The 12,652-nt window shown below is 36.3% G+C and carries 14 protein-coding genes and 1 riboswitch; of the genes, 3 read left to right on the top strand and 11 right to left on the bottom strand.

Going from position 1 to position 12,652, the window contains the following annotated elements; genetic code table 11:
* Nucleotides 1-38: 38 nt before the first annotated feature.
* From M3189_RS22765 to M3189_RS22750, 4 genes are all read right to left on the bottom strand, one after another.
* Nucleotides 39-338 (bottom strand): HesB/YadR/YfhF family protein, encoded by a 300-nt coding sequence (locus M3189_RS22765; protein WP_251638306.1) that lies wholly within the window; start codon nucleotides 336-338, stop codon nucleotides 39-41.
* A gap of 535 nt (nucleotides 339-873) precedes the next feature.
* Nucleotides 874-1,593: a glutamic-type intramembrane protease PrsW gene (gene prsW / locus M3189_RS22760; protein ID WP_251638304.1), complete on the bottom strand. Its 720-nt coding sequence runs from the start codon at nucleotides 1,591-1,593 to the stop codon at nucleotides 874-876.
* Nucleotides 1,594-1,812: 219 nt separating this feature from the next.
* A complete protein-coding gene (locus tag M3189_RS22755) occupies nucleotides 1,813-2,118 on the bottom strand; it encodes a hypothetical protein (protein WP_251638302.1) in 306 nt (101 codons plus the stop codon).
* Nucleotides 2,045-2,263, bottom strand: coding sequence for a hypothetical protein (locus M3189_RS22750; protein ID WP_251638300.1), 219 nt, complete (start codon nucleotides 2,261-2,263; stop codon nucleotides 2,045-2,047). The genes M3189_RS22755 and M3189_RS22750 overlap by 74 nt, the downstream gene beginning before the upstream one ends.
* On the opposite strand from M3189_RS22750, the gene M3189_RS22745 reads away from it, so the two are divergent.
* Nucleotides 2,263-2,628: a hypothetical protein gene (locus tag M3189_RS22745; RefSeq protein WP_251638298.1), complete on the top strand. Its 366-nt coding sequence runs from the start codon at nucleotides 2,263-2,265 to the stop codon at nucleotides 2,626-2,628. The genes M3189_RS22750 and M3189_RS22745 overlap by 1 nt on opposite strands.
* A 170-nt stretch (nucleotides 2,629-2,798) precedes the next feature.
* On the opposite strand, the gene M3189_RS22740 is transcribed toward M3189_RS22745, so the two are convergent.
* The 6 genes from M3189_RS22740 to M3189_RS22715 are packed head-to-tail and all read right to left on the bottom strand — an operon-like array spanning nucleotide 2,799 to nucleotide 8,988.
* The gene (locus M3189_RS22740) at nucleotides 2,799-3,614 is read right to left on the bottom strand and encodes a cobalamin-binding protein (RefSeq protein ID WP_251638296.1); all 816 of its coding nucleotides are present in this window, start codon (nucleotides 3,612-3,614) and stop codon (nucleotides 2,799-2,801) included.
* Nucleotides 3,615-3,635: 21 nt separating this feature from the next.
* Nucleotides 3,636-4,184, bottom strand: a complete 549-nt coding sequence (locus tag M3189_RS22735) for a cob(I)yrinic acid a,c-diamide adenosyltransferase (protein WP_251638294.1) — start codon at nucleotides 4,182-4,184, stop codon at nucleotides 3,636-3,638.
* Nucleotides 4,181-5,560, bottom strand: coding sequence for a cobyrinate a,c-diamide synthase (locus tag M3189_RS22730; protein WP_251638292.1), 1,380 nt, complete (start codon nucleotides 5,558-5,560; stop codon nucleotides 4,181-4,183). Before M3189_RS22730 ends, M3189_RS22735 begins: the two co-directional genes overlap by 4 nt.
* A gap of 29 nt (nucleotides 5,561-5,589) precedes the next feature.
* Nucleotides 5,590-6,969: an ATP-binding cassette domain-containing protein gene (locus M3189_RS22725; protein WP_251638290.1), complete on the bottom strand. Its 1,380-nt coding sequence runs from the start codon at nucleotides 6,967-6,969 to the stop codon at nucleotides 5,590-5,592.
* A complete protein-coding gene (locus tag M3189_RS22720; RefSeq protein WP_251638283.1) occupies nucleotides 6,966-8,036 on the bottom strand; it encodes a FecCD family ABC transporter permease in 1,071 nt (356 codons plus the stop codon). The genes M3189_RS22725 and M3189_RS22720 overlap by 4 nt, the downstream gene beginning before the upstream one ends.
* The gene (locus M3189_RS22715) at nucleotides 7,999-8,988 is read right to left on the bottom strand and encodes an ABC transporter substrate-binding protein (RefSeq protein ID WP_251638281.1); all 990 of its coding nucleotides are present in this window, start codon (nucleotides 8,986-8,988) and stop codon (nucleotides 7,999-8,001) included. Before M3189_RS22715 ends, M3189_RS22720 begins: the two co-directional genes overlap by 38 nt.
* A gap of 182 nt (nucleotides 8,989-9,170) precedes the next feature.
* Nucleotides 9,171-9,374: riboswitch (cobalamin riboswitch) on the bottom strand.
* A gap of 357 nt (nucleotides 9,375-9,731) precedes the next feature.
* On the opposite strand from M3189_RS22715, the gene M3189_RS22710 reads away from it, so the two are divergent.
* Nucleotides 9,732-10,643: a LysR family transcriptional regulator gene (locus M3189_RS22710; protein ID WP_251638279.1), complete on the top strand. Its 912-nt coding sequence runs from the start codon at nucleotides 9,732-9,734 to the stop codon at nucleotides 10,641-10,643.
* 130 nt (nucleotides 10,644-10,773) lie between these two features.
* On the opposite strand, the gene M3189_RS22705 is transcribed toward M3189_RS22710, so the two are convergent.
* Nucleotides 10,774-12,159, bottom strand: a complete 1,386-nt coding sequence (locus M3189_RS22705) for a hypothetical protein (protein WP_251638277.1) — start codon at nucleotides 12,157-12,159, stop codon at nucleotides 10,774-10,776.
* Nucleotides 12,160-12,213: 54 nt separating this feature from the next.
* Between M3189_RS22705 and M3189_RS22700 the strand changes: the two genes are divergently transcribed.
* A complete protein-coding gene (locus M3189_RS22700; RefSeq protein WP_251638275.1) occupies nucleotides 12,214-12,501 on the top strand; it encodes a hypothetical protein in 288 nt (95 codons plus the stop codon).
* The last annotated feature ends 151 nt before the right edge of the window (nucleotides 12,502-12,652 follow it).

Raw genomic sequence — 12,652 nt, 5'->3', positions numbered from 1 at the left:
ATATTCTGCTACTCCTTTTTGTGGTGTCTCTATCCTACTTAGGAGGACTTCCTTACGTTGAAGATATATTCTACATCATCGTTTTCCTTTATAACCTTCAAATCATAATTTTCTAAGAACCAAGAATCTTGGTCACTAAAATAGAAAGTTATCCCCTCAACTACATCTTTAATTCCGATAATCCCCTCTTTACCTATCGATAATCCTAAGAAATAGGAAGGATGTGCAGTTGGTATACCTCCGTAGATTTTTACAACAAATTGAACAAATTCACCTGGCTGCAGGTCCATCTCCGCTATAAACCATTCTGCCGCCTCTTTCGTTACTTCAAGTTTCAATGAGACACCTCTTTTAAACAAAAATATTTTCTATTGTTATACGAATTTATTTTTCCCACAAACCTAAAAACCATCCAAATACATAGGAGGAAGCCCATTTAACATTCAACAACCATGGTAGATCATAAAGATAATTTATCTTTAATTTATGTGATTTTGGAGATACCCCATAAATGGGGAGGAAGTATAAAATTTATTATTTATTATTTATTATTGTTTTTGTCAAACCTAAACAAAAAGAACGAAATGAGCCCTGAGAAAATACCTGCACCTACAGAAATCATTATTCTTGTCATAATGTTTATTTCTGAGTAGTCCTTTTCTAGCATCCACATCGCTATAGCCACTACAATGATAATTATCGGAATTGTAATAGGAAATTTTTTCATATTATTCTACCTTTCATCCCTAAGTTTCTCTTCAATTATATACCAATATATTTTTTCGGGTAATAATAAACGTGTATAGACTAAAGCCTATACACGTCTTTGAATTTTTTCTAAATTACTAAACAGCCTAGAAACACACCAACTATCTACTTAATTGGAAGGAGTAATTTCTTTCCTGACTTTAGATTTAATCCTGTTCTGATCATGGAATTCTTTCGGAAATGATGATAACTTGAAACTTCTGCTAATTGTACTTTTCTCAATCCGAACCACCATAAGAACATCATATAAGGAGACATCGCAAGCCATGTTCCTTGATTCAATAATAAAAAATTAAATATCCCATGCAAGAAGGCTGGGAGTAATAAAGATAACAGGAACAAGGGCCATTTCGATCCTTTTGTAAACTTCGCTTTGCTCATATAATACCCCATAATAACACCAAACAAGGCATGGCTTGAAACAGGCAGTAGTGCACGTGTTAGAGCAAATTCCAACCCATTAGTCATTAGATAAATGATATTTTCGACGGTTGCAAACCCCAATGATATAGAGGTACCATAGACAATACCATCAAACGGTTCATCAAATTCCGCACTCTTATATGCACAGAAAAATAAAATTGACCATTTAAAAAATTCCTCTATCAAACCCGAAGAAAAAATAGCATAAATAGAATCATATTGAACAATATTTTCAACTTTAAGAACATATTCAGAAAATGCAATCGGAATGATGATCATTGCGCCAGAAAAAAACATGTTTAATACCATCGATACTGGTTCTGGTTCATACTTATCTTTTAAATAAAAATAACTCAATAAAGCTAAACCAGGGGCAATACCAGCAAGTAGGATTCCTAACATTTACAACCCCCTAGGCACATTTAATATATATATTTTATAAAATACCATTCTAATAATACCCTAAATAGAATTGAAATGAAACTGCCACAATGCTTAGGAACACTTCGTAGAAATTAACCAAATGAGAATAAGGATATCATTTCAAAAATAAAAAACACTCATCAATGTTTATACCGACATCGATGAGTGCTTTTCCAGATACGACTAGTATCATTAAAGCTATTTTTGCTCTTCAATTAATTTTAACGCTTCATTATATAACTCTGTATCTACTACTTTATCTAAATCAAGCGCGGTCTGTATTAAACCATTTTCTAAATACCAATCTGACCAAGTTTTCAAATCTTCCTTCCAGAACTTTGCATTTTCATCAATATAATTTAAATTTTTTGCAATACCTGCTTTTGGAATACTTGTTTGTTTAGCAAGTATTTCGAGATCGCGGTTATACTCATCTGTATTGGTGTCCGCAGCTTTGAGGACATTTTTGTAATAATAATCTTGCAGATTCAATGTAACCAGCAAGGAATCGAACAGCTAAATCCTTATTCTCCATCATTTTACCTGATAAATAAATTCCTGCTGCCTGCATTTCAACCAAATCTGAAATCGGTGCAATAATTTCTACCTGATCCTTCGCTACTAACTTTTTAACTAAGGTACTTGGCAATGAAGATGCATCTATTTGTCCGCTTTCAACCATTAGTCATACGGAATGAAAAATTTGCGGAAAGATTTTGGAATAAATTATTTATGGATTATGGAGAAGGGAATGTCGTATTCTATTCTAATAGTCATGATGTTATTAAGAACCTAATTGCAAATAATATCGCTGCAGGTATTTATTCAGAGTTTTGGATTAAAAATGATCCTTTAATGCTACGCGGCGACATTGTAGCAATTCCATACATTGATAATGACAAAAAATATAGTCCATCCTATCTAATTAGTGTAATGCCCAAAACGAATCACTTGCCTATTATAATAAAAGAATTCATGCAAGGACTAAAACAAAAATTAAAGGTTAATTATTGATAAAACCAACTTACAATAACAGGAAAAACCGGTCAAATGACCGGTTTTCGCATAATTCCGTTTATTTAATAAATCCGTAACGCAAACCTGCTCAAATCGCCATAAAGATAATTGATTGCGAATAGTGGTCATACCATTTCGGCAACTATCATAAAAGAAAATTCAACTTCTTAATCTAATATTGGATCTATATTTTCGTTAAATTGCGGGTAAATAGCAGGGTGAAGGATACTTGCTATCTTAAATAATCCTAGTAACAATCTAGGTGATGGCCTGCAAAATAATGGCTCATCTAAAATATATAATTGATTGTTTTTAATGGCCTTCATCTGTTCCGCCCCAAGGCGTTTTAGGATAACCTTTGGATTAACTTTTTCTTTCTGTACCCCCACCCAAATCACGCAAAAAACATCGGGATTTCTTTGTACGACCTCTTCCCAATCCGTTTTAACACTGGATTGTGCCACATCTTCAAAAACGTTTCTTCCCCCTGCAAGTTTACTTATTTCGGTTAGCCAATTGGTTGTCCCAGGAGTAAAAATAGGTTTTGCCCACCATTCCCAATAAAGGGTAGCAGGATTTTGCACTAACTTAGATAAAGATTGATATTTTTCGAGTATAGTATTGTATTTTTTAAATAATTGATTCGCCTTGTCAGAGGTATTCGTAACTTCTCCAACAAATAATATACTTTCTCCAACCTCAGTTAATGTCTTAGGATTAGGAACAATGACAAACGGGATGTTTCGTTTTTTCATCTCTTCAATATTTCGTTCCATTCCAGGTACAGAGAGAGAGGCTAATACTAAATCAGGTTGTAATGCTTCCACTTTGTCCATTTCAATGTTCAAATCCGAACCTAGTCTTGGCAATGATTGAATATCCTCCGGCCAATCCGAGTAGTTATCAACTCCTACTAACGAAGATGTTAATCCTAAGTAAGCTGCTAATTCTGTATTACTTGGACATATAGATATTAATCTCATAGATAAACCCCCTTCAAGATTCTAAAATTCTATTCCCTTTACAGCTGGGATACCTTCATTGTAATAATGCTTTTCCGATTCAATGACTGAAACAAGATCAGCTATATCTTTAATTTCTTGCTTGGCATCTCTTCCGGTGATCACCAAATGGACATGGGAAGGTTTATTTTTGATTAAATCTATCACTTCGCTTAGTGGCAAAACATCATCGATTGGAAACTTATTAATAGCTAATGCGTTATTGAGTTCGTCTAAAATAATCAAATCGTACTCGCCGCTCATTACAGCTTCCTTTGCTTTCGGCCAGCCTAGCCTTAAGGCTTCTCTATGTTCCTCAGGTGTTTTTGTCCATGTGAACCCAATTCCCAGCTGAACTATCTCTACTCCTAGCTTCTTCAGTGCAATTTGTTCACCATATGTGCGTTCAGGTGATTTGATAAACTGAAAGATTTTCACTCTAAATCCACGACCAATTCCTCGAAGTGCTAGCCCTAAAGAGGATGTCGTTTTTCCTTTTCCATGTCCCGTATAAACAAGTGTTAAGCCATTTCGATTTATTTGTTTAGTCACATGTGTTTCCCCCTATTTTCCAGACATTTTTTCATCCAATTCTCAACCATTTCTGCACAAGAAGCAAAGTGAAAATGGGTGTACCCTGCTGCTAAATTATGTAGTAAATATCCTTCTTTATTTACTCCTCTCATGCCTATCGTTTCATAAGCATAAGGTACATTCTCTTCGAGTGCTTGGAAGGTTGAGTAATGAAATTCATGTCCCCTGGCACTCATATCTTCAAGAATAAAATTTGCATTTTGCCCGGTAATCTCTCGATAACCTAATGCCGCTAATTTTTTTTGCATATGTGCACTACCTGGAATAACACCCGCCATTTCAAATTTTTTCATATCCGTAGTTTCTATGAACTCTGTTAAATACATGAAACCTCCACATTCGGCAAGTGTTGGCAATCCACCTTCAATCGCTAGCTTTACTGATCGCTTTGATTTTAGATTACAAGCTAGGTTTTGTGCGAACTCTTCAGGGAATCCGCCGCCAATATAAAGTCCATCAATATCTTCAGGTAGCTCCTCATCCGCAAGTGGCGAGAAATAAACAATTTCTATCCCTTTTGCTTCCATGATTTCTAGATTCTCAGGGTAATAGAAATTAAAGGCGCTATCTTTTGCAACCGCTATTTTCACTACACGTTCTCTCTTCTTTTCAAAGATTGAAGACTTTAGGTTTACCTTTAGCGGCTCAGCAACAGCTAATGCAAGTACACTATCTATATCGACAGTCTCACTGACTAGCGTGCCTAATTGATCAAAGAACGGATTGAGTTCCCCTCTTTCCATAGAAGGAATGAGTCCAAGATGTCTCTCTGGAATCTCTATATCTAGTTCTCGTTTCAAATAACCGATAACAGGGATATGACATTCCTGTTCAATTGCTTTCTTCACAAGTTGAAAATGACCTTCGCTCCCCACTTTATTTGCGATAACAGCTACAATATTGGGACCTTCGGCAAACAATTGAAAACCTTTCACGATTGCGGCAGCACTACGGGCCATGCTTTCACAATTAACTACAAGCAATACGGGACTTTTCGTGATCATACTAATTTCTGCCGTACTTCCCTCATTTGTTTCTGGATTTTTCCCATCATAGAAGCCCATAACCCCTTCGATGATTGAAATATCCGCCCCCTGACTGCCATGACTAAAAATATCCAGCACAAGATCTTCAGTAAGCATCCAGCTGTCTAAATTCCGAGAGTTTCGTTTCGTTACTGCGGTATGATAGGAAGGATCAATATAGTCAGGTCCACATTTAAACCCCTGGACGGTTAAGCCTTTTTTCATTAATGCTGCCATTAACCCAATGGTTAATGTTGTTTTCCCCACACCACTTCCAGTTCCGGCAATTACCATTCGTCGTTCTGTCATCTGCCATTCCCCTTTTTAATGGATCGATTTTAGTGGACCTTCTCTATATATTTGCTGAAACTTTCCTTAATAGCACCATACACCATTTGGCCGATTGCTCTTCCGACAACTGTTCCTGAACCGGCGCAGGCTATTTTTGTCCCTTGCTGTGTTAGGGCAAGAAGCACGATGTCTGTGGATGCAACAGCAGCAATGGTTTGGGAATAATGAAGATCATGCAAGACTTTTACTTTTGCTTCAACAGCTGACATATATCCATCAACAAGGGCACCATCCGTAAAATGGGCATCTATATATAGCATGATATTGATGGTTTTTCCTGCCCCTTCTGTCACAATTACCATCATGTGAATATCTTCTATTACTTTCGTTATCATCACCATTTCCTCGAGTTTTACGGCTGTCATGATTCCGGCTGCTTGTTCATGAGGCAGGGAGTATTTTGTCATCAACTGCTGTATATCTGAATGTGGACCTTGAAACTGACAAAAATGTTTTAACCATTGGACACCAGCACCGACTTCCGTATTGGATATAGTGCGTAGTGGCTGATCAAATTGAACATGAAGATAGTCTTCACCTTGTTTTATTTTATAAGAATCATCAAAGTTAAATAACCGGTTTGATGAAAAGTGGCTTGGTGTCATCAGAAGCTGTGGTTTAGGAACAGTTGGATGTGATTGGGATTTCACTTTAACCTCGTAAACCTTTTTTAATTGGCTTTCTTTCCTTAATAGATCTACCTCTCCTATTTCTAAAAAGCTCCCATTATGTAGTAAGGCTACACGATCTGCATAAAGTGAAGCAACATTCAAATCATGTAGAATCGCAAAAATGGTTAGCCCCGTAGTTTGTTGTCGTTCTTTTAGTAGATTCAACATTTGAAATGTATGTTTAATATCTAGATGATTGGTAGGCTCATCCAACAGTAAGATTTCAGGCTCCTGTGCTAATGCTTTGGCCAATAAGACTCTTTGCTTTTCACCACCACTAATCAGTCGGAATTGAGTTGTCCGAAACTCACTTATTTGAGTTATTTCCATAACTTCTTCAATGACTTTCCGATCCTTCTTCGAAAGTTGCTTAAAGATCCCCTTTTGATGAGGATAACGCCCCAGGCTAATGATTTCTTCAACGGTATAATCGAAAGATACTTGAACTTCCTGTGTTAAAACAGCCATTTTTTTTGCTTTTTCCAGTTTTGAGAGAGTTGAAATTTCTTTACCACAGATTGAAACTTTACCGCTATTTATCGGTAACTGCCCTGTAATGAGCTTAAAAAGAGTTGTCTTCCCACTTCCATTTGGTCCTAGAAGGGCAAAAAACTCTCCTTTTTTTACTTCTAAATCCAGTCCCTTAATTATGGGAGAATGGGTATAGCCGCCGACTAATTTTTGAACACGTATCATTTATTTGCCCCCTTCCCAAATCGTTCTCTTATCAATAATAGAGCAAATACCGGTGCTCCAATTAAGGCCGTGATTACGCCAATTGGCAGCTCTTTTGGAGCAATGATCGTTCTTGCCATTAAATCCGCTAAAATGAGAAAAGATCCTCCTACTAGCATTGATAGTGGAAGGACATGGCGGTGATTCGGGCCCGTAATAAGTCGGACTAAGTGTGGAATCACAAGTCCAACAAATCCAATGGACCCTGACACAGCTACTGCGGCTCCCGTTAACAATGACGCACCAATTAGAACGAATGTCTTTCCCTTCCTAACATCCACTCCAATATGATCTGCTGCATCCTCACCCAGCGCGAGAGCATTTAATTCACGATAATGAGAGATTAATATAAATGAACCAATGAGCATAAATGGGAGGATTAGTTGAATATGACTCCATCCTCTCATTCCAACACTCCCATAGAGCCAATAGATAATCTGGGTCATAGACTCTCTATCACTTAATGAAATAATGAGAGAAACAAGTGCACCAATAAAGGCACTTACAATAATTCCAGCCAGAATAATGGTTTCAATCGCTAAACTTTTGCTGCTTAATCGAACAAGTCCGAAAACAATCAATAAAGAAATTAAACCAAATAAAATAGCGACAACCGGAAGCGTAAAACTTCCCAACCCTACAATACTTACTTGAAAAAACAATACCAAAACGGCGCCAAGAGAGGCACCAGAGGAGACTCCTATGGTATATGGGTCTGCTAATGGATTGCGTAAAAGTCCTTGAAAAGCTGCACCTGCTAATGCTAGTGATGCTCCTATACAAAATGCCAGAAGAACTCTTGGCAGACGGATATTCCAAATAATCATTTCTTCATTTTTTGCTATATTAGTCAGCCAACCCATATTTAACGTTTTATCTATTATGATATGTAAAATAGTAGGAACTGTAACGGTTACACTACTATAAAATAAGCCAAGAAGGCTTATACCAAGTAAAAGCCCTCCGCTAATAACATACAACCAGCCTATTTTATTGTTTAAATATTTCGGGATAGATGAGTTCCGCAAGTGTCTCGACTCCTTCAATTAAACGAGGGCCAGGTCTAGTAACCGTATCACTATCCACATCAAATACGTTTCCACTTTTTATAGCTGGCACTTCTGCCCATCCTTCACGATTTAGCACACCAGCTTTTGGATCATCTTCACGGAAACCATACGTGGTAATAATCACTTCAGGATTTAATTTGACGATTTCTTCTTCCGTCATCTTTATCCACCCCTCTTGATCTCCTGCAGCATTTACGGCTTGAATGGATTCAAGCATCTCATGCATAAATGTATTTTTGCCTGTTGTAAAAATATCGGGAGCCGGTGAAACTTCTACCCAAACTTTCTTTTTATCCACATTCGCTGCTGTTGCTTTGTCTTTTATCACTTGAAGACGTTCTTTCATATCTGAGATTATTTCCTCTGCCTCCGACTTACTTCCGGTAGCTGCACCAATCTTTTCAATATTGCTATATGTATCCTCAAAGGATGTGGCACTTCCAACCACAATGACGTCAATTCCAGCCTCTTCAAACTTTTGTAAAACTTCAGGGTGTGTTTTGTAATGATAATCCGTCACAAGAGCTATATCTGGAAGAAGAGAAAGAACTAGTTCTGCATTGATATCCTGTGCACCCACCTTCTGTATTTCAAGTGCTTCTTTTGGATAGTTATCGTAATCCGATACACCAATGATTTTATCGCCTAACCCAAGCGCAAAGGCTATTTCTGTATTACTAGCTTGAATGGAGACGATGGTTTCAGGTTCCTCCTCAATCGTTATCTCTTGATTCGCATCGTCTGTGATTGTTACTGGGAATTGCTCTTTACTTTCCTTTTTCTTTTCGTTTTGGGTAGCAACCGCTTTATCTTGGGTGTTCTGTTCCTGTGTACCACAGCCTGCAATAATACCCATGCTTAACAGAAGAACAACACCGAATAGACCCCACTTTTTTACAATCTCATACATTACTTTTTTCCTCCTTCTATTTTTGGCAACAAAAAAACGCTTTTCCTATGGAAAGCGTGTAAAAAGGGCAGCTTTATTATACTTAGTCTTGTAGACAGCATAATAACTTGCAATCTTTATAATAAATAATAAATATTTACGTAATTGATTACCTGCACTTTAAACATTCCTTTCCTCGAGGAAGCTTAAAAACATAATAGGCAGGTCTCCTGACTTGCGAATCATCGGTAGGTTATCCCTTCCCATGTTTAATAACACAGTGGATATATATAACCTTCCTTCTCGCTTACAGTGGCGGGACCGTGTTGGACTTTTACCAACTTCCCTCTTAGTCTTAAATGAATTCTTGCATTAATCATTTAAGAAACCTATTTGTCTAGTATTCATTTTTTTGTATAAGGGCAATTATAGTAGAGTGTTCCAACTTTGTAAACTATTTCTATTGTCCCCATAATATTGTGGAGAGATTCCTATTACATAATAGTTTCATTTTTATATCAATCATACAGGTGAAAATACTCTAGAATATAAAAAAATTAAGCCTTAGCTCATATTGAACGAAGGCTATTCCTATTCTACTTCTTTCCGGCACCTTCATTTCATTCAGACTCTAATCTTTTTTAAAGTTAACAAATTTCCTTTTCTTTAATGTGTTTCAAATTTATAATTTAATAATATGATTGTTCCATATTATTTTTGATGAAATCCATGCATGAAGTGCATGAAAATGGAGTGGTAAAAATATGGAGACGAGGCAAATTCAATATTTCCTGGAAGTTGCAAAAAGAGAGCATGTAACAGAGGCAGCTGATGGGTTGCATGTTGCCCAATCTGCCGTTAGCAGACAAATTTCCAATTTAGAAAAGGAATTAGGTGTAGAGCTTTTTATACGTGAGGGAAGGAACGTAAAGTTAACCCCTCTAGGCAGAATTTTTTTGGAACGGATTAAGCAAGTGTGGTATTTGATGGAGGATGCAAAGAGAGAAATAAAAGAATATTTAGATCCTGAAAAAGGGACCATTCGAATTGCATTTCCTATTAGCATGGCTGCCCATACATTGCCTCACATCATTTATTCTTTTCGTACTCGGTACTCAGAAGCAAAATTTCAAATGAGCAATGCCCTTTATTATGATTTAATCGATGGTGTTGTAAATGGTGAATTTAATTTGGCGATGATTGCCCCCATGCCTAATCTGGAAAAAGAAAAAAAGATTAAAGGGGATATCTTATTCACTGAGAATATCGTTGCTCTCATCCCTCTTAATCATCCATTATCAGACCGGCAATCCATTCGATTAAGGGATTTAAAAAATGACCCCTTCTGCGTTCTTCCAGACGGGTTTGTATTTCGTGACCAAGTTGTTCAAGCATGTAATGATGCTGGTTTTTCCCCAAAAATAGCATTCGAAGGGAAAGATATTGACGCATTAAAAGGGTTAGTTTCTGCTGGCTTAGGCGTAGCCTTGATGCCGGAGATGACATTGGTAGATAACACACCACGATCTACCGTCGTTATTCCACTTTCAGATTCGAGACTCACTCGAACAGTCGGTGTTATCTACCCGGCCGAACGTAATCTACTTCCAACCGAAGAGTTGTTTTATCAATTTCTGATTGAAACCTATGAAAGATTGAATGAGTTTAAAAACTAAAAATACAATCATTCATTCATACTATTATATTTGCCCATTGCTTACACTTGAAAGGAAACCACCGTGTTGTTATTACACGTTGGTTTTCTTCCTTGTTAATTGAAAATGGTAATACACTGCTAGTATTATATTAATTAAAACGTGTTTTTAATTCCTCTAGAGTAAGTTTACCCAATTTTTCAATTGGCTTATTGGAAGTTGGGAAATATGGATTTATTGTCATAAAATTCTTTTCGATATAGTTAAAGTCAATAATGTCTACAACCCCGTCTTTGTTAAGATCTTCTTTTAATCTATTACCAGTATTACCAGCATTATTTGCAACCAGTTTCGCATCATAAATATCAATGACATGATCTCCGTTAATATCTCCTGCAGCAGCTGTATCTGTATACAAGCTATAAGAAATACCCTGAACCTTTCCATCAATTGTTCTACTTAACTTTATTTTTTTGTGGTATTCATAATGACCAGGAATAGTAACCACTAACGTATACTCATCTTCTATTGCAGGAATATCTACTATCGTCATATAACCATTTTCATCAATATCAGCTTCATTCTGTTTCCCTTTTTTATCTACTAAATAAGCTTTTGTACCAATCTTTGAAAAATCTAGTTCATAATTCTCATAACTCAATGCTTCACCATGGTAATAACCTTCTACCGTCGAGTGCTGAGAAATGAATTTAAATAAATCAGCGTAGGTTGGTAACGTGTACTTTTGTCCAGTAGATGATTGATAGGATGATTCTTGATAATAGAATCCACTTTCTAGAAAATAATTTAGGTCATTGATAACTTTTAGAGTTATATCCAATAACTGAATATCACCATTTATTGAAACAGGTAAATTCGTCTTTTTGTCAGTGATATCTACAGCAAATGTTGAAGTTTCAGACCAAGTGTTTGGTGTAACTTGTGGCTTTGCCACATTCACATTCCAATTATTTTTCTTTGCTAAATCGGCTAATTCTTGTGATGGCTTGACGTCTATAACTTTATAGAAAATTGGAATATCGATAGTTACATTAGCACTTGTCAGGTCTTTAGCGTTTTGGACTGAAAACGTATTTACAAATTCTGAACCAAGACTTACACCCTCGGTAGTTGTTTTTATTGTGGAATATTTGTCACCTTTATTAATAAAAGTAAAGTTTGGAAAAATCGGATTTCCTGCTGTAGAGTAATCATACGAATAGATAGCTATATTTGTTGGATAATTTGCATATTCTTCTGGTAAGACACCAAATTTAAAGTCGCCATTTGCCGTTGGGAAAAATTGAGCTGTTGGCCAGAAAGAATCTTGATAAGCGTAGACCGTATTTGCTTTTTGTGTGAGGTCATGCCCTCTGCTTTTCAAATAGTCAATCGTATCATCATAAACATTCCCATGAACCCAATAAGCTGTGTAATCCTTTCCATCATAATTCTCTGTTGTCAAATCTTCACTTGAGATTTCATGAATACCTGTTTCTCTATCAAATTTGACTTTCGGAGCTGTGTTATCGATCACATGTTTGGCTCATAAATGGGGAAGGTTTTTGGTTTTACCCAACTCGCGTCGAGTATGGTGAAGTTTCTGGATACAGATGGAATGGTGTATTATGGATGTTTTATGGTATTGATCCAAGATTTATTGATGCAGTTGCCTGTTATCCTACACCTACCCTTTACTAAATGCAAAAGTTCCTTGTGGAAATTAAAATCCACAAGGATTTTTCTTCTTACCAGCTCGGTCGTTATTCCACTTTCAGATTCCAGATTACTTCCAACCGAAGAGTTGATTTATCAATTTCTGATTGAAACCTATGAAAGATTGAATAAGTTTAAAAATAAAAAAGCAATCATTCATTAAAACTATAATATCTTTGCAAATAGCTTTCTAAAAAGTATCCCATTTTATTTTGGACAAAGATAGTGAGATTCCTGTTACAAAGAAATGTTCTATAACTTTATATCCCTTTTGTTTAAATACGATGATTCACAATTTTTGTCTTTTTATAATT

The organism is Neobacillus niacini, from assembly GCF_023715415.1.
Lineage (GTDB): Bacteria > Bacillota > Bacilli > Bacillales > Cytobacillaceae > Neobacillus > Neobacillus niacini_C.
The sequence above is the reverse complement of the archived record's forward strand: the minus strand, read 5'-3'. Positions and strand labels throughout refer to the sequence as shown.